Origin of the sequence: Streptomyces venezuelae (assembly GCF_008642315.1) — a bacterium.
In the GTDB taxonomy this organism is placed as follows: domain Bacteria; phylum Actinomycetota; class Actinomycetes; order Streptomycetales; family Streptomycetaceae; genus Streptomyces; species Streptomyces venezuelae_D.
This window is the reverse complement of record NZ_CP029192.1, coordinates 3,139,277-3,158,023: the sequence shown is the minus strand read 5'-3', so window position 1 is coordinate 3,158,023 and position 18,747 is coordinate 3,139,277. Positions and strand designations below refer to the sequence as shown.

Here is an 18,747-nt window from a genome sequence, read left to right as displayed (position 1 = left end):
GGCCCGTACGGGGGAAGGCACGCGTCCTTCGCGCCCACTGGCGTAGCGTCGACAGCACGCATCCCCCTCACCCCGCGGCCACCGTGCGGCCGCTCACAGACCAGCACACCCACCAGGACCGGCGACCCACGTGAGTTCCCCTTCTTCCACTCGGCACATCCGGCACCCGTCGCACCAGCAGGTACGACAGGGGACCCGAGATGGCTACCGACTGGTGCGTACGTCGCCGAACCAGATGGATCCCCCTCGCATGGACGCAGGTCAGCGTCGTGTGGTTGACCACAAGGGGGGGCCGCTGCTGGTCCTCGCGGGACCCGGCACGGGCAAGACCACCACGCTCGTGGAGAGTGTCGCCGCCCGTGTCGCCCGGGGCGTGGACCCCGCGCGGATCCTGGTGCTCACCTTCAGCCGCAAGGCGGCGGTTGAACTGCGGGACCGCATGGCGTTGCGCGTGGGCGCGGCGCGTGTCCCGCAGGCCACGACGTTCCACTCCTTCTGCTACGCCCTGGTCCGCGCCCACCAGGACACCGAACTGTTCGTGGAGCCGCTGCGGCTCCTGTCCGGCCCCGAGCAGGACGTGGCGGTACGTGAACTGCTCGCGGGACAGATCGACCTCGCGAAGGAAGGGCACGGCCACATCCTCTGGCCGGACGAGCTCCGCGCCTGCCTCACCACCCGCGGCTTCGCCGACGAGGTCCGCGCGGTGCTCGCCCGCAGCCGTGAGCTCGGCCTCGGCCCGGACGCGCTGGACGCCTTCGCGCGCCGCAGCGGCCGGCCCGACTGGGGCGCGGCGGCGGCCTTCCTCGCCGAGTACCTGGACGTGCTCGACCTCCAAGGAGTGCTCGACTACGCGGAACTGGTGCACCGCGCGGTGCTGCTCGCGCGCCGCCCCGAGGTGGCGCGGGCGCTCGGCGCGCAGTACGACGCGGTCTTCGTCGACGAGTACCAGGACACCGACCCGGCGCAGGTGCGGCTCCTGCACGCGCTCGCCGGGGGAGGCCGCACGCTCGTCGCGTTCGGCGACCCCGACCAGTCGATCTACACCTTCCGGGGCGCCGACGTGAACGGCATCCTGGAGTTCCCCGACGCCTTCACGCGCGTGGACGGGGCCCCGGCACCGGTCGAGGTCCTCACGACCTCCCGCCGCTCGGGCGCGCGGCTCCTCGCGGCCACACGCCTTCTGACCCGGCGCATGCCGCTGACCCGGCTGCCCGCGGAGAAGGTACGGGTCCACCGGGAGCCGACGCCGGTCAGGGACGGCGGCGCGGTCGAGGTGTACACGTATCCGACGGCCGGCACGGAACTCGACAACATCGCGGACATCCTGCGCCGCGCCCACCTGGAGGACGGCATCCCCTGGGGCGAGATGGCGGTCCTGGTCCGCGCGGGCGCCCGCACGATCCCCGCGGTCCGCCGCAGCCTCAGCGCGGCGGGCGTCCCCCTGGACATCGACGGCGACGACATCGCCCTGCGCCACGAACCGGCGGTGACACCGCTGCTGACGGCGTTGCGGGTGGTGGCGACGGCGGTGGATGCGGAGGACTCGTCCACGACTGCCTATGCGCCGGGTACCGTGCCGGTCGGCGGCGAGGCCTCCGGGGGGGACGGGGGCGAGGGCTACGGTGCTGACGGCGGCGAGGGCTACGGGGCTGACGAGAGTGCGATCGCCGGGGCCGACGGGAGCGCGGCCCCCGGGACTGGTGAGAGTGAGACCTCCGGGACCGACGAGAGGGAGATCTCCGGGGCCCACAAGAGTGAGGCCCCCGGAGTCGAGGGTGACGTCACCGGCTCTGCGGGCGACGCACGCCCATTCACGGGTGACGCCACTGGATCCACGGGCGACGCCACCGGATCCACAGACAACGCACCCCGATCCACGGGTGACGCCACCGGATCCACAGATGACCCGACCGGGTCCGTAGCCGACGCTCCCCGGGAACCCGCAGCCGACGCCCCCCAACAACCCACCGCCGACGCCCCCCAACAACCCACCGCCGACGCTCCCCAAGAACCCACCGCCGACACCCCCCAAGAACCCACCGCCCCCGCCTGGCTCGACACCGAGACCGCGCTCACCCTCCTGACATCCCCCCTCGCCGGCATGGACGCCGCCGACCTGCGCCGCCTCGGCCGCGCCCTGCGCGAGGAGGAGCGCGCGGCGGGCAACCACGTGCCGCCGCCCTCCGACGAACTGCTGGCCCGCGCCCTCGCCGAGCCGGAGCGGCTCGTCGCGCACGACCCGACGTACGCCCGCGGCGCCCAGCGGCTCGGCGCGCTGCTCCGCAAGGCACGTGAGCGCCTCGCGGGCGGCGGCACGGCCGAGGAGGCGCTGTGGGAGCTGTGGGACGGCACGCCCTGGCCCAGGCGCCTGGAACGCACCGCGCGGCGCGGTGGCGCGGCCGGCCGCAACGCCGACCGCGACCTCGACGCCGTGTGCGCCCTGTTCGCGGCCGCGGCCCGCGCGGAGGAGCGCACGGGCGGCCGCGGCGCCCTCAACTTCCTGGAGGAGACCGAGGCCCAGGACATCGCCGCGGACACCCTCACGCGCCGCGCGGCACGCCCCGACGCCGTACGCCTGATGACGGCGCACCGCTCCAAGGGACTGGAGTGGCGGCTCGTCGTGGTCGCGGGCGTACAGGAAGGGCTCTGGCCCGACCTGCGCCGCCGCGGCTCCCTCCTGGAGGCCGACCGCATCGGGCGCGACGGCCTCGCGGAACCCCTCACCCCCGGAGCGCTCCTCTCCGAAGAGCGCCGCCTGTTCTACGTCGCCGCGACGCGCGCGCGGGAACGCCTCGTCGTGACCGCGGTGAAGGCGCCCGCGGAGGACGGCGACCAGCCGTCCCGCTTCCTGACGGAACTCGGCGTCGAGCCCAAGGACATAACGGGCCGCCCGCGCCGCCCCCTGTCCGTCGCGGCGCTCGTCGCCGAGCTGCGCGCGACCACCGTCGACCCGCGCGTCTCGGAGCCCCTGCGCGAGGCGGCGGCCCAGCGCCTGGCCCGTCTCGCCGCGCTCGCCGACACGGACGGCCGCCCGCTCGTGCCGGCCGCGCACCCCTACCGCTGGTGGGGCATGTACGAACCGACGGCGAGCGAGGTGCCGCTGCGGGACCGCGACAAGCCCGTCGTGCTCTCCGGAAGCGCACTCGACCAGCTCGCCAACACGTGCGCCCTGCAGTGGTTCCTGGGCCGCGAGGTGAAGGCGGACGCGCCCGCGACGGCGGCCCAGGGCTTCGGGAACGTGGTGCACGTCCTGGCCGACGAGGTGGCCTCGGGGCGTACGCCCGCCGACCTCGCCGTCCTCATGGAGCGCCTCGACTCCGTATGGGACGCGCTGGCGTTCGACGCGCCCTGGAAGTCGGCGCAGGAGAAGGAGAACGCGCGCGTGGCGCTGGAGCGCTTCCTCCAGTGGCATGTGATGGACCGCGCGAGCCGCACCCCGGTCGCCAGCGAGCACGGCTTCGACGTGACGCTGGAAGCGGGTCCCTACGAAGTACGGGTACGCGGCTCCATGGACCGCGTCGAACAGGACGCCGAAGGCCGTGCCTACGTAGTCGACTTCAAGACCGGCAAGCAGTCCCCGAGCGCCGCCGAGGTCGCCCGCCACCCGCAGCTCGCGGTCTACCAGCTGGCGGTCCGCGAAGGGGCCGCGGACGACCTCTTCGAAGGCGTACGTCCCGAACCGGGCGGCGCCGAACTGGTGCAACTGCGCCAGGGCGCCGCCAAGAAGAACGGCGGCGAAGCACTCCCGAAGGTGCAGGCCCAGGAGGCCCTCTCCGGGGAGTGGATCGGCGACCTGCTCGCGACGGCCGCGGGCAAGGTCCTCGACGAACGCTTCGCACCCACCACAGGCCAGCACTGCACGCACTGCGCCTTCCGCGCGTCGTGCAGCGCACGCCCGGAGGGCCGGCAGGTGGTGGAGTGACAGGGGAGTGATGGCTGAGACATCCGAGATGGCCGAGGCGTCACGGAGACGCCTCGCCCGTGGCGATTGTCACGTCACGCCACCCGGGGGCACAGCACCCCCCGGAGCAATCTAAAGTCTCCGTAAAGACACCCTGTGCACTGGCTGAAAGTGCACCTTTTCGAGGAGATGCGCGTATATGGCAGCCAACCGGAAGCTCCTGGCAGTGGCCGTCGCCTGTGCCGCCGCCGTCATCGGCGTGACGGGCTGCAGCAGCGACGGGGACAAGGACCCCTTCGACGGCATGAGCGCCGACAAGATCGCCGACAAGGCCTCCAAGGCTTCCAAGGACGCCGGCTCCTTCACGATGAAGGGCAAGATGGACCAGAAGGGCGAGGTCAGCAACATCGAGTTCTCCGTCGCCGAGTCCGGCGACTGCAAGGGCACGATGGGCTCGCCGAAGAAGGGCACCGCCGAGTTCCTCGCCACCGGCGACACCTCGTACGTCAAGGCCGACGACAAGTTCTGGGAGTCCCAGGGCGGCGGCAGCACGGCCGAGCTCCTCAAGGGCCGTTGGGTGAAGTCCGCGGGGGAGGGCAAGAGCGTCTGCAACCCGGACGACATGTTCAAGTCCGACAAGCTCAAGGACCTGAAGCGCGAGGACGACGCCGAGGTCGACGGCCAGAAGGCCGCCGTCCTCACCAAGAAGAAGGGCTCCGAGACCACCACGTTCTACGTGGCGATGGAGGGCAAGCCCTACTTCCTGAAGGTCGTGAACAAGGGCAGCGACGAGCCCGGCTCGGTGACCTTCAGCGACTACGGCAAGGACGTCGACGTGAAGGCCCCGCCGGCCGGCGAGGTCGTCGACCCGAAGAAGATCGCCGCCGGTTCCTGATCTCACGCGTCCCATGAGCGGGCGGTGGCCGCCCGCGTCCGGGTCCGTCCCGGATGTCAGTGGCCACCGCTAGCCTCTCTGATGTGTCACCTCGCATCACCGATCCCGAGCAGCTCAAGGAGCTCCTCGGGATCCCCTTCACCCCGGAGCAGACGGCCTGCATCATCGCGCCGCCGGCCCCGCAGGTGATCGTGGCCGGAGCCGGCTCGGGCAAGACGACGGTGATGGCCGCCCGCGTGGTGTGGCTGGTCGGCACCGGACAGGTCGCCCCCGAGCAGGTCCTCGGTCTGACGTTCACGAACAAGGCGGCGGGTGAGCTCGCCGAGCGCGTGCGCCACGCGCTCGTCAAGGCCGGCGTCACCGACCCCGACGCGGTCGACCCGGACAACCCGCCGGGCGAGCCCGTCATCTCCACGTACCACGCGTTCGCGGGCCGCCTCCTGACCGACCACGGCCTGCGCATCGGCCTGGAGCCCACCTCCCGCCTCCTCGCCGACGCCACCCGCTTCCAGCTCGCCGCGCGCGTGCTCCGCGAGGCCCCCGGGCCGTACCCCGCGCTCACCCGCTCCTTCCCCGACCTCGTCAGCGACCTCCTCGCCCTCGACAGTGAGCTCGCCGAGCATTTGGTGCGCCCCGAGAGGCTCCGCGCGTACGACACCGAGCTCCTGCACGTCCTCGACGGCGTGAAGCTCTCCAACGCCGACCTGCGCAAGGCCCCCGAGGCGGCGGCGGCCCGGCTCGAACTGGCCGAGCTCGTCGGTCGCTACCGCGCGGCGAAGCGCTCACGCGACCTCCTCGACTTCGGCGACCAGATCGCCCTCTCCGCGACGCTCGCCGACACCCGCGCGGAGGTCGGCGAGATCCTCCGTGACGAATTCCGCGTCGTCCTCCTCGACGAGTACCAGGACACGTCGGTCGCCCAGCGCATCCTCCTCTCCGGACTCTTCGGCGGCGGCACGGGGCACCCGGTGACCGCGGTCGGCGACCCCTGCCAGGCCATCTACGGCTGGCGCGGTGCCTCGGTCGCGAACCTCGACGACTTCCCCGACCACTTCGCGCACGCCGACGGCCGCCCCGCAGCCCGCCACGCGCTCAGCGAGAACCGCCGCAGCGGCGGCCGCCTCCTGGACCTCGCCAACGGCCTCGCGGAGCCCCTGCGCGCCATGCACGCGGGCGTGGAGGCGCTGCGGCCCGCCCCGGGCGCCGAGCGGGACGGCGTCGTGCGCTGTGCCCTGCTGCGCACGCACGCCGAGGAGATCGACTGGCTCGGCGACTCGATCGCCCACCTCGTCCGCACCGGCAAGGCGCCCGGCGAGATCGCGGTCCTGTGCCGCACGGCCACGGACTTCGCCGAGATCCAGGCCGCCCTCGTCGCCCGCGACATCCCCGTGGAGGTCGTCGGCCTCTCCGGGCTGCTGCACCTCCCGGAGGTCGCCGACCTCGTCGCCGTCTGCGAGGTCCTCCAGGACCCCGGGGCGAACGCATCCCTGGTGCGGCTCCTCACCGGCCCCCGCTGGCGGATCGGCGCCCGCGACCTCGCCCTCCTGGGCCGCCGCGCCCGCCTCCTCGTACGGCCGGGGCACGCCGCCCCCGACGACCCGGACCGCCGCCTCGCCGAAGCCGTCGAGGGGGTCGACCCGGCCGAGGTGATATCGCTCGCGGACGCCCTGGACACCTTCCTGGAGTCACCGCTCGACCCGGACGACGCCTCCGGAGCGGACGACGGCCTGCCCTTCTCGGCGGACGCCCGGGTGCGCTTCGCCCGGCTCGCCGCCGAACTGCGCGAGCTGCGCCGGTCGCTGGCCGACCCGCTGATGGACGTGCTGCACCGCGTGCTCGCCGTGACCGGCCTGGAGGTCGAGCTCTCCGCGTCCCCGGGCGCCCTCGCGGCCCGCCGCCGCGAGACGCTCTCCAACTTCCTGGACGTCGCCGCCTCCTTCGCCGCGAACGACAGCGGCGCGACGCTCCTCGCCTTCCTCGGCTTCCTGCGCACCGCCGCCCAGTACGAGAAGGGCCTCGACAACGCCCTGCCGGGCGGCGAGAACACCGTCAAGGTGCTCACCGCCCACCGGTCCAAGGGCTTGGAGTGGGACGTCGTCGCGGTGCCCGGTCTCGTCAACGGCACCTTCCCGAGCGCGCAGGGACGCGAGAAGTGGACCGCACAGGCCAAGGTCGTCCCGCACGAGCTGCGCGGCGACAGGGCCACGCTGCCCGACGTCGACACGTGGGACGCGAAGGGCATGAAGGCCTTCCACGAGGCGATGAAGGAACACCAGCGCATCGAGGAGCTCCGCCTCGGGTACGTGACGTTCACCCGCCCCCGCTCCCTCCTCCTCGGCTCCGGCCACTGGTGGGGCCCCACCCAGAAGAAGCCGCGCGGCCCCTCCGACTTCCTCCAGGCGCTGTACGACCACTGCGCGGTGGGCCACGGCGAGATCGAGGCCTGGGCCGACGCACCGGCCGAGGACGAGGAGAACCCCGCCCTCCAGGAGGCGACCGCCGACCAGGCGTGGCCGCTCCCGCTGGACGACGCCTCCCTGGCCCGCCGCAGGGCCGCCGCACAGACGGTCCTCGCCCACCTCGACCGTGTGACGGGAGACGGCGCACCGGAGCCCGCCCGCTCCCACGAAGAGGCCCACCCGTCGTCGCACGACGACGTGCCCCCCGCCGACGACCCCGAATGGCCACCCCCTCCCGAGGACGAAGAGGGTCTCTACGAAGAGGGCCCTTACGAAGAGGACTGGGAGTCCCTGGCGACGGAGCGCCCCGCGGTCCCGCACCCCGCGGAGCACCCCGACCCCGCGCCCGCGCACGTGAAGCTCCCCGCACCCCGCCCCGACGCCCGCCCCCACCCCGCCGCGGAGGAACCCCCGCAGGCCCCCGGCCCCTCGCTCACCCCGGAGGAGGCCCGCACCCTGGCCTCCTGGGACCGCGACCTGGACGCCCTGACCGGGGAGCTCCTGCGGGCCCGTGAAGCCGTCAGGGACGTCCCTGTGCCGCCCTCGCTCACCGCGTCCGAGCTGATGCGCCTGGCCGCCGACCCGGACGGCTTCGCACGGGACCTCGCCCGGCCCATGCCGCGCCCGCCGCAGCCCGCGGCCCGCCGCGGCACCCGCTTCCACGCCTGGATCGAGTCGCGCTTCGAAGAGCTCCCGCTGCCGATGCTCTCCCCGGAGGACCTGCCGGGCGGCGCCCCCGACGAGGCCGAGATCGCCGACGAGCGCGACCTCGAAGGCCTCAAGGAAGCCTTCGAACGCACCGAGTACGCCCACCGGGCGCCTCACCGCGTCGAAGTCCCCTTCCAGTTCGTGATCGCGGGCCGCGTCATCAGAGGACGCATCGACGCCGTCTACAAGGAAGGCGACGGCGCCGACGCGTCGTACGAGATCGTCGACTGGAAGACCAGCCGCACCCGCACCGCGGACCCCCTCCAGCTCGCCGTCTACCGGCTCGCCTGGGCCGAGCAGCAGGGTGTCCCCCTGGAGTCGGTCAAGGCCGCCTTCCTCTACGTACGCAGCGGGGAGACCGCACGCCCCAGGAACCTGCCGGGCCGCGCCGAGCTCGAACGCCTCCTCCTGGAGGAACCGGCAGGGGCCCCGGCCGACGAGCCGCGGGACGAGCCCGCCCCGGATGGCGGATAGGCTCGTGACCATGAGCGAGACACCGGACAGCGCCGTCCGCACGTACATCGAGAACCACCGCGCCGCCTTCCTCGACCACCTCTCCGAGTGGCTGCGCATCCCGTCCGTGTCGGCGCAGCCCGACCACGCCGGGGACGTGCGCCGCAGCGCGGACTGGCTCGCCGCGGCCCTCAAGGAGACCGGCTTCCCGACCACGGAGGTCTGGGAGACGCCCGGCGCGCCCGCCGTCTTCGCCGAGTGGCCCTCCGACGACCCGGACGCCCCCACCGTCCTGGTCTACGGCCACCACGACGTCCAGCCCGCCGCCCGCGAGGACGGCTGGGACACCGACCCCTTCGAGCCCGTCGTCCGGGGAAACCGCCTCCACGCGCGCGGAGCGGCCGACGACAAGGGACAGGTGTTCTTCCACACCCTCGGCGTCCGCGCCCACCTCGCCGCCACCGGCCGCACGACGCCCGCGGTCCACCTCAAGCTGCTCGTCGAGGGCGAGGAGGAGTCCGGCTCCCCGAACTTCCGCGCGCTCATCGAGGCTCACAAGGACCGCATCGCCGCCGACGCAGTGATCGTCTCCGATACCGGCATGTGGTCCGAGGACACCCCGACCGTCTGCACGGGCATGCGGGGCCTCGCCGAGTGCGAGATCGCCCTGCACGGCCCCGACCAGGACATCCACTCGGGCTCCTTCGGCGGCGCCGTGCCGAACCCCGCCACCGAGGTCGCCCGCCTCGTCGCCGCCCTTCACGACGAGCACGGGCGCGTGGCGGTCCCCGGCTTCTACGAAGGCATCACGGAACTCACCGACCGCGAGCGCGAGCTCTTCGCCGAGCTGCCCTTCGACGAGGGCCGCTGGCTGCACACCGCCAAGTCGCACGCGACCCACGGTGAGGCGGGACACACCACCCTGGAGCGGATATGGGCCCGCCCCACCGCCGAGGTCAACGGCATCGGCGGCGGCTACCAAGGCGTGGGCAGCAAGACGATCATTCCGTTGTCCGCCCTGGTGAAGCTCTCCTTCCGGCTGGTCGCGGGACAGGACCCGGCCCACGTGGAGCAGGCCGTCCGCACCTGGGCCGCCGACCGCATCCCCGCCGGAATCCGTCACACGGTCACCTTCGGCGGAGCCACCCGCCCGTGCCTGACCCCGCTCGACCACCCCGCCCTGCAGTCCGTCGTCCGCGCGATGGGCCGCGCCTTCGAGCAGAAGATCCGCTTCACGCGCGAGGGCGGCTCGGGACCCGCGGCCGACCTCCAGGACGTCCTCGGGGCGCCCGTGCTCTTCCTCGGCATCTCCGTCCCCTCCGACGGCTGGCACGCGCCGAACGAGAAGGTCGAGATCGATCTGTTGCTCAAGGGCGTCGAGACGACGGCGTACCTCTGGGGCGACCTCGCGGAGAACTGGCGGGATGCACGCTGAGACCCGCGGCGCCACCGAGCACGCCACGCCCCGCACCCCGCCCCGCACATCGCCGCACGTCCTGCCGCACGCCCTGCTGAACCACCCATTCCATCGGGGGAGTTGGAAGCACCTGTGACCACCTGGACCGACCGCACCGCAGACCGGCCCGTCTCGCTGACCGCGCCGAGCGGCATCGACCGCGCCGCGCACCACCGCATGGACGAGGCGTGGCTCGCCGCCGCCTGGAGCCACCCCACCACCCGGGTCTTCGTGGTCTCCGGCGGTCAGGTGCTCATCGACGAGACACCCGAGGGACACACCGAACTGGTGATGACGCCCTCCTTCGAAGCGCCCCTCACCGAGGAGCACCGCTACTTCCTCGGCACGGACGACGACGGCGTCAGCTACTTCGCACTTCAGAAGGACACCCTGCCGGGCCGCATGGACCAGTCGGCGCGCCCCGCCGGACTGCGCGAGGCGGGCCTGCTGCTGCCGCCCCGCGACGCGGGCCTCATGGTGCACGCCGTGGCCCTGGAGAACTGGCAGCGCCTGCACCGCTTCTGCTCGCGCTGCGGCGAGCGCACCGTCATCGCGGCGGCCGGCCACATCCGCCGCTGCCAGGCCTGTGGCGCCGAGCACTACCCCCGCACGGACCCCGCCGTGATCATGGCGGTCAGGGACAGCGAGGACCGCATCCTCCTCGGCCGCCAGGTGCACTGGCCCGAGGGCCGCTTCTCGACGCTCGCGGGCTTCGTCGAGCCGGGGGAGTCCATCGAGCAGTCGGTGCGGCGCGAGGTCTTCGAGGAGGCGGGCGTCACGGTCGGCGACGTCGAGTACGTCGCGAGCCAGCCCTGGCCCTTCCCCTCCAGCCTCATGCTGGGATTCATGGCCGACGCGACCTCCTCCGAGATCAACGTGGACGGCGAGGAGATCCACGAGGCCCGCTGGTTCTCCCGGGAAGACCTGCGGGCCGCATTCGAGTCCGGGGAGGTCCTGCCTCCCTACGGCATCTCGATTGCGGCCCGGCTGATCGAGCTCTGGTACGGGAAGCCCCTGCCGAAGCCGGGGACCGTGGGCTGAGCCCCGCCCGCACCGTGGGTGCCCTGCCTCAGGCCAGCTTCTGCTTGACCTGGGCCAGCGAGGGGTTCGTGAGGGTCGAGCCGTCCGGGAAGAGAACGGTGGGGACCGTCTGGTTTCCGCCGTTCGCCTTCTCGACGAAGGCCGCCGAGTCCGGGTCCTGCTCGATGTTGATCTCGGTGTAGGCGATGCCCTCGCGGTCCATCTGACCCTTGAGGCGGCGGCAGTAGCCGCACCACGTGGTGCTGTACATCGTCACAGTGCCCGGCATGTCTCGTGTGCTCCTTCGTTGCTCGGGGTGCGTCATCGCAATGGGTCGAACGTACGCGACCCGGCCACCATTCCCGCATTAGTACGACCGGCTCCGCCTCCCTGTGGACAACGGGCTCACCCGCCCCCGGAGACCTGGCAAGCTGGCTGGGTGACATCAGCAACGCACTCCACCCTCTTCCCGCAGGTCCCGGACTCTCCCGACGCGGTGCTCGACGGGCTCGACCCGGAGCAGCGCGAGGTCGCCGCCGCTCTGCACGGGCCGGTGTGCGTCCTCGCCGGTGCCGGCACCGGAAAGACACGGGCGATCACCCACCGGATCGCCTATGGAGTGCGGGCCGGCATGCTGCAGCCCGCCAGCGTGCTCGCCGTCACCTTCACCAACCGCGCGGCCGGAGAGATGCGCGGCCGCCTCCGCCAGCTCGGCGCCTCCGGCGTCCAGGCCCGCACCTTCCACTCCGCGGCCCTGCGCCAGCTCCAGTTCTTCTGGCCGAAAGCAGTCGGTGGCCCGCTGCCCCGGATCGTCGACCGCAAGATCAAGCTCGTCGCCGACGCGGCCGCGGCCTGCCGCATCCGCCTGGACCGCAACGAGCTGCGCGACCTCACCAGCGAGATCGAATGGTCCAAGGTCACCCAGACCGTCCCCGCGGACTACGCGGCAGCGGCCGCGAAGTCGGGCCGCGACGTCCCCCGCGACCCGGCCGAGATCGCCCAGCTCTACGCGGCGTACGAAGACCTGAAGCGCGACCGTGCCGTCATCGACTTCGAGGACGTGCTGCTGCTCGCCGTCGGCATCCTCCAGGACCGCCACGACATTGCCGAACAGATCCGCGCCCAGTACCAGCACTTCGTGGTGGACGAGTACCAGGACGTGAGCCCCCTGCAGCAGCGCCTCCTGGAGCTCTGGCTCGGCGACCGCGACAGCCTCTGCGTCGTCGGCGACGCCAGCCAGACGATCTACTCGTTCACCGGAGCCACCCCCGACCACCTGCTGAACTTCCGCACCCGCCACCCGGGGGCCACGGTGGTCAAGCTGGTCCGTGACTACCGCTCGACCCCCCAGGTCGTCCACCTCGCCAACGGCCTGCTCTCCCAGGCCCGCGGCCGCGCCGCCGACCACCGCCTGGAACTGGTCTCGCAGCGCGACGCCGGACCCGAACCGTTCTATACGGAGTACGTGGACGAGCCCGCCGAGGCCGAAGGCGCCGCCCGCCGCATCCGCGCCCTCCTCGCCGACGGCGTCCCCGCCAGCGAGATCGCGGTCCTGTTCCGCACGAACTCGCAGTCGGAGATCTACGAACAGGCGCTCGCCGACGCGAACGTGCCCTACCAGCTGCGGGGCGCCGAGCGCTTCTTCGAGCGCACGGAGGTGCGCGAGGCGGGAGCGGCCCTGCGCGGCGCCGCCCGCTTCGGGGGCAACGACGCGCTCCTGGACGACGTGGTCGACCTGCCCTCGCAGGTGCGGGCCGTGCTCTCCACCAAGGGGTGGACGACCGAGCCCCCGGCGGGGTCCGGGGCGGTGCGTGACCGCTGGGAGTCGCTTGCGGCGCTGGTGCGGCTCGCCGAGGACTTCGCGCGGGCCAGACCGGAGGCGACCCTCGCCGACCTCGTGGCGGAGCTCGACGAGCGGGCGAACGCCCAGCACGCGCCCACCGTCGAGGGCGTCACCCTGGCCTCGCTGCACGCGGCCAAGGGCCTGGAGTGGGACGCCGTGTTCCTCGTGGGCCTCGCCGAAGGCATGATGCCGATCACCTACGCGAAGACGGACGAGCAGATCGAGGAGGAGCGCCGCCTCCTCTATGTGGGAGTGACCCGCGCCCGCGTCCACCTCTCCCTTTCTTGGGCCCTCTCCCGCTCTCCGGGCGGCCGTCCCAGCCGGCGCCCCAGCCGCTTCCTCGACGGACTGCGGCCGGGCTCCGGAGCGGGCGCGGCAGCCCGCGCCGCGGGCGGCGGCCCCGGCGGTGTCGAGCGCGGCAGCGGAGGGACCGCGGGTCCGGCCGCGGGACGACGGCAGCGCAAGAGCCGCACGCCCGCCCGCTGCCGGGTCTGCGGACGGACCCTGACCGAGGCGGGTGAGATGAAGCTCATGCGCTGCGAGGACTGCCCGTCCGACATGGACGAAGGTCTCTACGAACGGTTGCGGGAGTGGCGATCCGGCCAGGCGAGGGAGCTGGGACAGCCCGCCTACTGCGTCTTCACGGACAAAACCTTGATCGCCATCGCGGAGGCGGTGCCCGAGGACGAGGGCGAGCTGGCACGCATCCCCGGCGTCGGCGTCCGCAAGTTCCACCGCTTCGGCGCCGAGGTACTCGCCATCTGTGCAGGTCAGGACCGTGTAAGGGGCGCCGAGGACGAGTGATTCAAACTCGTCGAAAAAATAGTTTGCGCATGCGCAAGGAAGACCCATAGGTTCTTAACACGGAAACAGCGGCTTCTCCGAAGCCGGGGTTCCGTGCTGTACTTGACAGTCCGCAGGACCGGTTCCGGCCGATCCCCTAGACGCCGAGAGGAGGCGAATTCCAGTGATCAGCATCAACGAGAGCTTCATCAGCACCGCGAAAATGACCGATCGCTCGGTCGTCGCTTCCTGCCTGCTCGGCTTCTCGAACCAGGGCACCGGTCTGTCCGGCGGCATCCCCGCCGTCCGTCCGATGTCTCCCTCCCTGCCTCTCGCCGGTCTTCCCGTCCGCGAGGCCAATGAGGGCAATGAGCGACCGACCAAGGCACCGGAAGCAGCAGTAGCGGAGGCACAGGCCAAGGCCTATGCCTTTGCGGCAGCCGGTGCCGGATTCCGGAAGCAGACGACGCAGCACCACACGATGTGGGCCTTCCGTGGGCTCGAACCCTGGAGTGATCCAGTCTGATCCTCGATCAGACCGGCGCCTTCAGGGCCGCGGAACCCCACCCGGGATCCGCGGCCCTTCTGTTTTCCCCAGAACAGGGAGAACGGAGCGAAGGGGCCGACAGCAAGACCCGGTACCAGCCGCCAACCGGCCGACCCAGGCCGGCACGACCAGACGAGGAAAACACCACCGTGCAACTCGAAGCGCACGCCCCGTCCGTACCGCCTTCACAGACGCTCCCCCCGCCCGCACCCACGGAGGACCCGACCTTGACTCCCCTCACCGCGCTCACCGCGCTCGACGACGCCATCGAGAACCTCGGCGTACCCGTCCCCTGCCGTGCCTACGACCCGGAGGTCTTCTTCGCGGAGTCGCCGGCCGACGTCGAGTACGCCAAGTCCCTCTGCCGCACCTGCCCGCTGATGGAGGCCTGCCTCGCGGGCGCCAAGGAGCGGCGTGAGCCGTGGGGTGTCTGGGGCGGCGAGCTGTTCGTCCAGGGCGTCGTCGTTGCCCGCAAGCGGCCCCGTGGTCGCCCGCGCAAGAACCCGGTCGTCGCATGAACACCGCCGGAACCATCGACCGCCCCCTCACGCACGACCCCAAGAAGCAGGCCCCGATGAAGGCAGCCACCAGCGAGCCGGCAGGCACCGCCACCCCAGACTTCCTCACCACCGGCGCGTACGTTCCGCGTCAGAACAGGATCCGAAAGATGCAACTCAGCCCCGAAGCCATGGCTCGTGCGCATATGCACGAACGCCTGCGTGAAGCCGAGGCTCAACGCCCGGCCGAGCGTCTGATGGCGGCCCGCCGCATGCAGCGCCGCGCGGAGCGCGCCTCGCTGCGTGCCCGGCGCGCGCTCGCCATAGCGGTCATGCAGTAAGAACCGCGAAGGCGCTCAGCCACCACCACAGATGAACGCGGGGGACGGTCCGAACGGACCGTCCCCCGCAGTGCGTTGTACGCACCGAACTCTCCCGCGCGGCGATATGGTCGCCGGGTGGAACAGCAGAACCGCAGGCCCTCGGAGCCGGGGCCGGACCCGACGCCGGAGCAGCTCGTGTGCTCCCGCTGCGGCACGATCGCCGAGGGCACGCCGCCGACCTGGACCTGCTCCGTGGAGAACGGCGTCCGTCACTACTTCTGCGATGCCTGCGCCCGGGCCAACATCAGAGCCATCGAAGGACGCCTCGACTCCGACTGGTGGTGAGCCCCCCGGAGGTCAGGCCTTCATCACCGCGCCGCTGTCCTCGACGGCCCCGACCGCTTCGACCGCCACGCCTGCTTCGAGCTCCTCGGCCTCTTCCGACTCCTCGGTCGCTTCCAGCTCCTCGGTCTCCTCCGGCTCCTCCACGAAGCCGGGCAGCCACTCCTCCAGCTCGTCCCGCATCCGCACCGTCGCACCCAGCTGACACAGCACGCCGATCGTGCTGATCGTCACGCGGTGTATCAGCAGATAGGCGGGCGGCAGGTTCAGGTACCGGCCCAACTGGTAGGCGGGGGAGCGGACGTCGGCCAGCCGGGCCGCATGCTTGCGCATCCAGGCGCGGGTGAAGGTGAACTCCTCGACCGCCGTGGGCTCGATGATCGGCACCAGATAGTCGAGCACCGCCTGCGGTTCGAGGTCGACGGACTCCTTGACGAAGTTCTCCTCGCGCAACATGTCGTAGACCGCGTCGGCCTCGCCCTCCAGCGTCATCCGCAGGGACGTCCCGATGGTCGGGGGCAGTCCGTCCGGCAGCCGGTCGACCGTGCCGAAGTCGAGCACCCCGAGGCGATACCCCGCTTTCTCGTCGAACAGCAGCCGGAAGTTGCCGGGGTGCGGGTCGGCGTGCAGCAGGCCCGTGCGGGCGGGACCGGAGAAGAGGAAGCGGGCCAGGAGCTGACCCGCTTGGTCGCGCTGTTCCTCCGTGCCCTCCGCGATCACCTCGGAGAGGGGCGTCCCGTCCATCCACTCCGTCACCAGGACCTGATCGCTCTGGTGCACCACCTGCGGCACCAGCACGTCGGGGTCGTCCGCGAACTCGTCGGCGTGGATCTGCTGGGCCTGGGCCTCCAGGCCGTAGTCCAGCTCTTCCGACACGCGGTCGCGCAGCTCCGCGATGAGCGGCTTGATGTCCATCCCCGGGATCAGCGGTCCCAGCAGTCGGGCGAAGCGGCTGAGCTGGTTGAGGTCGGACAGCAGTGCCTCGCCCGCTCCCGGGTACTGCACCTTGACCGCGACCTCCCGGCCGTCCGTCCAGACGGCCCGGTGCACCTGTCCGATCGACGCCGCGGCGGCGGGCTTGTCCTCGAACTCGAGGAACAGGTCGCGCCAGTCCTCGCCGAGCCGCTCCTCCAGGACGGAGTGCACGGTCCGGCTCGGCATCGGCGGCGCCGCTTCCTGAAGCTTGGTCAGTGCCGCGCGATACGGTCCGGCGATCTCTTCGGGCAGCGCGGACTCGAAGACGGACAGTGCCTGCCCGAACTTCATGGCGCCGCCCTTGAGCTCCCCGAGGACCTTGAACAACTGCTCGGCCGTGCGCTGCTGCAGCTCGCGCCCCACGATCTCCGCCGACTTGCCCCCGATCCGCTTGCCCAGCCCCCAGGTCGCGCGTCCCGCAAAGCCGAGTGGCAGCGCGGCCAATTTGGCGGTACGGGTTACCGCCTTCCGGGGAAGATCAGACATGCGCCCCTCCAATTCCCAGACAGCCGCGCCTTGTCAGGCGGTTACCCGGCCATTGTTGCGTGTGGCTCCTCAGCAGCGGTGAGCCGATCCCCCTTAACGGACACGCCCGCCCCACAAGAGCATGATGGATGCGGCCAAATCGGGCTTGAGAGCCACTCGAATCCTGGAATGGAGGCCGTCTGGCGAACCCCGGCACAGGCCGATGGGCTGCCGTCGAGGAAGGTCAGGGCGTGTCCCGCCGCGAGACCGGCGACCGAGGTCGACAGCGCCAGGTCGCACGCGGGCACGTGGCGCGCGTGACCGGAGCGCCACTGGGCCAGCATCCGCGGCCAGGTGGGATCGCGGTCCGCGCGCTGCCGGAACAGACACTCCGCGCACGCCGTCGCCCCCGGCAGGACCAAGGGGCCGACCACGCCCGTCCCCTCGATCACGCCGGCGTAGAGGTGAGGGGTACCCGAGGCGAGGAGATCGTCGGACGCCGCGGGCAACGGTGCGTACGCATCCAGGCCGTCCCTCGGGGCGATGATCACGAGGGAGAGGTCTGCTCCATCCCCCTCGGAGACGGGCTGCGGGGACTGCCGGGGTCGTCGGGGCGGGCGCCCGGGGGACGCCTGGCGGATCATGCGACGCGCGGCCGTGTCCCTGCGCTCGCCGATCGAGTCGGCGGTCAGCCCGCCCGGCGCGACGTCCCACGGCTGCACCTGTCCGCCGTCCCGCACCTCGACACGCCCGACCCCCGCGCCCGCCAGCAACGAGGCCACCACGGCGCCCACCCGGCCCGCGCCCCGGATCTGCACCCGCGTGGTTCGGCGCGCCGCCACCTTCGCAATCGCATCGCCCGGCCCGGGCGACAGGAGGGACAGCGAGGCCACGTCCCCGCGCAGCCGATCCAGGGTCTCCCCGTGCTCGCGCAGCGCATCGGCGGCCGGGCCGCCCCCGGTCGAGTCGTCGAGCAGACCGGCCCGCGACAGCTCTCCCAGCAGCCGGTCCACGTGCCCGTCCGGCAGCCCCATCCGCCGGCCCTCCTCGCGCAGCAGAGGGACCCCGCGGGTGCCGTCCAGCAAGGTCAGAAAGCTGCCCGTCGCCGTGTCCATCGGGCCGAGCACCAAGGCGTGCGCGGGCGCCACCCCGAACTGCACGGTGCTCAGGTCCCGCCAGCCGCGCCGCAGTGCGGGCTTCAAGATCGGATGCATGGTCGTCCCCCGTCGGCCGCTCGGCGCGGATCCGTCCACCGCGCTCGGTCGAATGCCAGAATGCCCGCCTCACCAAACCCCCGCGTCGCGTTGTCCACAGGCGGTGGGTATTAGTCGTACTAATCAAACAGACGGGGAGCGGAACAGCGCCGAACCGTCCCGGAGGCGGGACTTCCCCCATGCCCAGCGGGTAACGTCGGGGCGTGCCCGCCGACCCGTCCCCTCGCGTCGCTGGGGAGACCTCGGCGCGTCGCGCCGGAGCTCCGCAGCGCAGCACGACCAGCCCGTCGCCGTCCGGCACGGGGACCAGCGCGGTCGAGGTCAGACGGAGCGCCCGCCGCCGCAGAACGGTCTCCGCGTACCGGGAGGGGGACCGCACCGTCGTCCTCATCCCCGCCCGCATGTCCGAGGCGGAGGAGCAGCGCTGGGTCAACGTGATGCTCGACAAGCTCGCGGCCCAGGAGAGCAAGCGGCTCCTCGGTGACGCGGAGCTCGCCGAGCGCGCGGGACAGCTCTCCGACCAGTACTTCGCCGGCCGCGCCAGGCCCGAGTCGGTCCGCTGGGTCACCAACCAGAACACCCGGTGGGGTTCCTGCACCCCGGCCGAGGGCAGCATCCGCCTCTCGCACCGGCTGCAGGGCATGCCCGAGTACGTCGTGGACTACGTCCTCGTCCACGAGCTCGCCCACCTCCTCGTCCCCGGCCACGGCCCCAGCTTCTGGCGCCTCCTGGAGGCCTACCCCCGCACCGAGCGCGCCCGGGGGTACCTCGAAGGGGTGGTCGCGGCCGGTCGCCTGCCGCACCTGCCCGCAGCGCGCGAGGAGTGAACGTCCGCCGGATCCCGCAGTTGTGTAGCGGGTCTGTAC

The 18,747-nt window shown here is 72.2% G+C and carries 14 protein-coding genes; 11 read left to right on the top strand and 3 right to left on the bottom strand.

The annotated features are described in order from the left end of the window. Window positions 1–235: 235 nt before the first annotated feature. From DEJ48_RS13270 to nudC, 5 genes are all read left to right on the top strand, one after another. Window positions 236–3,922: an ATP-dependent DNA helicase gene (locus DEJ48_RS13270; RefSeq protein ID WP_150216315.1), complete on the top strand. Its 3,687-nt coding sequence runs from the start codon at window positions 236–238 to the stop codon at window positions 3,920–3,922. A 178-nt stretch (window positions 3,923–4,100) separates the two neighbouring features. Beyond that, on the top strand, window positions 4,101–4,796 hold the full coding sequence (locus DEJ48_RS13265) for a hypothetical protein (protein WP_150216314.1): 696 nt from the start codon (window positions 4,101–4,103) through the stop codon (window positions 4,794–4,796). A gap of 83 nt (window positions 4,797–4,879) precedes the next feature. After that, window positions 4,880–8,437, top strand: coding sequence for an ATP-dependent helicase (locus DEJ48_RS13260; RefSeq protein ID WP_190537374.1), 3,558 nt, complete (start codon window positions 4,880–4,882; stop codon window positions 8,435–8,437). Between the two features lie 10 nt (window positions 8,438–8,447). After that, window positions 8,448–9,851, top strand: coding sequence for a dipeptidase (locus DEJ48_RS13255; RefSeq protein WP_150216312.1), 1,404 nt, complete (start codon window positions 8,448–8,450; stop codon window positions 9,849–9,851). 114 nt (window positions 9,852–9,965) lie between these two features. Beyond that, window positions 9,966–10,913 carry an NAD(+) diphosphatase gene (nudC, locus tag DEJ48_RS13250; RefSeq protein ID WP_190537372.1) on the top strand — a complete coding sequence of 316 codons (948 nt, stop codon included), beginning with the start codon at window positions 9,966–9,968 and terminating at the stop codon, window positions 10,911–10,913. Between the two features lie 28 nt (window positions 10,914–10,941). Here the strand turns inward: nudC and DEJ48_RS13245 are convergent, their stop codons facing one another. Continuing rightward, on the bottom strand, window positions 10,942–11,181 hold the full coding sequence (locus DEJ48_RS13245) for a mycoredoxin (protein ID WP_150172002.1): 240 nt from the start codon (window positions 11,179–11,181) through the stop codon (window positions 10,942–10,944). Between the two features lie 69 nt (window positions 11,182–11,250). Between DEJ48_RS13245 and DEJ48_RS13240 the strand changes: the two genes are divergently transcribed. The 5 genes from DEJ48_RS13240 to DEJ48_RS13220 all read left to right on the top strand — a co-directional run bounded on the left by DEJ48_RS13240 (window position 11,251) and on the right by DEJ48_RS13220 (window position 15,230). Further along, a complete protein-coding gene (locus tag DEJ48_RS13240) occupies window positions 11,251–13,539 on the top strand; it encodes an ATP-dependent DNA helicase UvrD2 (RefSeq protein WP_317850955.1) in 2,289 nt (762 codons plus the stop codon). Window positions 13,540–13,702: 163 nt separating this feature from the next. Then, complete coding sequence (locus DEJ48_RS13235; RefSeq protein WP_150216310.1) at window positions 13,703–14,044, top strand: hypothetical protein; 342 nt, start codon at window positions 13,703–13,705, stop codon at window positions 14,042–14,044. A gap of 170 nt (window positions 14,045–14,214) precedes the next feature. Then, window positions 14,215–14,583: a WhiB family transcriptional regulator gene (locus tag DEJ48_RS13230; RefSeq protein ID WP_055565619.1), complete on the top strand. Its 369-nt coding sequence runs from the start codon at window positions 14,215–14,217 to the stop codon at window positions 14,581–14,583. After that, window positions 14,580–14,903: a hypothetical protein gene (locus DEJ48_RS13225; RefSeq protein ID WP_150216309.1), complete on the top strand. Its 324-nt coding sequence runs from the start codon at window positions 14,580–14,582 to the stop codon at window positions 14,901–14,903. Before DEJ48_RS13230 ends, DEJ48_RS13225 begins: the two co-directional genes overlap by 4 nt. A 117-nt stretch (window positions 14,904–15,020) precedes the next feature. After that, entirely contained in the window at window positions 15,021–15,230 is a 210-nt protein-coding gene (locus tag DEJ48_RS13220) for a hypothetical protein (protein WP_150216308.1), read from the top strand. 12 nt (window positions 15,231–15,242) lie between these two features. On the opposite strand, the gene DEJ48_RS13215 is transcribed toward DEJ48_RS13220, so the two are convergent. Both DEJ48_RS13215 and DEJ48_RS13210 read right to left on the bottom strand, forming a co-directional pair. Continuing rightward, entirely contained in the window at window positions 15,243–16,688 is a 1,446-nt protein-coding gene (locus tag DEJ48_RS13215; protein ID WP_150216307.1) for an ABC1 kinase family protein, read from the bottom strand. Window positions 16,689–16,729: 41 nt separating this feature from the next. Next, window positions 16,730–17,881 carry a ThiF family adenylyltransferase gene (locus DEJ48_RS13210; protein WP_150216306.1) on the bottom strand — a complete coding sequence of 384 codons (1,152 nt, stop codon included), beginning with the start codon at window positions 17,879–17,881 and terminating at the stop codon, window positions 16,730–16,732. A gap of 203 nt (window positions 17,882–18,084) precedes the next feature. On the opposite strand from DEJ48_RS13210, the gene DEJ48_RS13205 reads away from it, so the two are divergent. Beyond that, entirely contained in the window at window positions 18,085–18,708 is a 624-nt protein-coding gene (locus tag DEJ48_RS13205) for a M48 family metallopeptidase (RefSeq protein ID WP_150216305.1), read from the top strand. Window positions 18,709–18,747 lie beyond the last annotated feature (39 nt).

Bases quoted from the DNA above. Each gene is read 5' to 3' on its own strand.
- DEJ48_RS13265 (WP_150216314.1), top strand. From the start codon at position 4,101: ATGGCAGCCAACCGGAAGCTCCTGGCAGTGGCCGTCGCCTGTGCCGCC.
- DEJ48_RS13215 (WP_150216307.1), bottom strand. From the start codon at position 16,688: ATGTCTGATCTTCCCCGGAAGGCGGTAACCCGTACCGCCAAATTGGCC.
- DEJ48_RS13225 (WP_150216309.1), top strand. From the start codon at position 14,580: ATGAACACCGCCGGAACCATCGACCGCCCCCTCACGCACGACCCCAAG.
- DEJ48_RS13210 (WP_150216306.1), bottom strand. From the start codon at position 17,881: ATGCATCCGATCTTGAAGCCCGCACTGCGGCGCGGCTGGCGGGACCTG.
- DEJ48_RS13245 (WP_150172002.1), bottom strand. From the start codon at position 11,181: ATGCCGGGCACTGTGACGATGTACAGCACCACGTGGTGCGGCTACTGC.
- DEJ48_RS13270 (WP_150216315.1), top strand. From the start codon at position 236: ATGGATCCCCCTCGCATGGACGCAGGTCAGCGTCGTGTGGTTGACCAC.
- DEJ48_RS13255 (WP_150216312.1), top strand. From the start codon at position 8,448: ATGAGCGAGACACCGGACAGCGCCGTCCGCACGTACATCGAGAACCAC.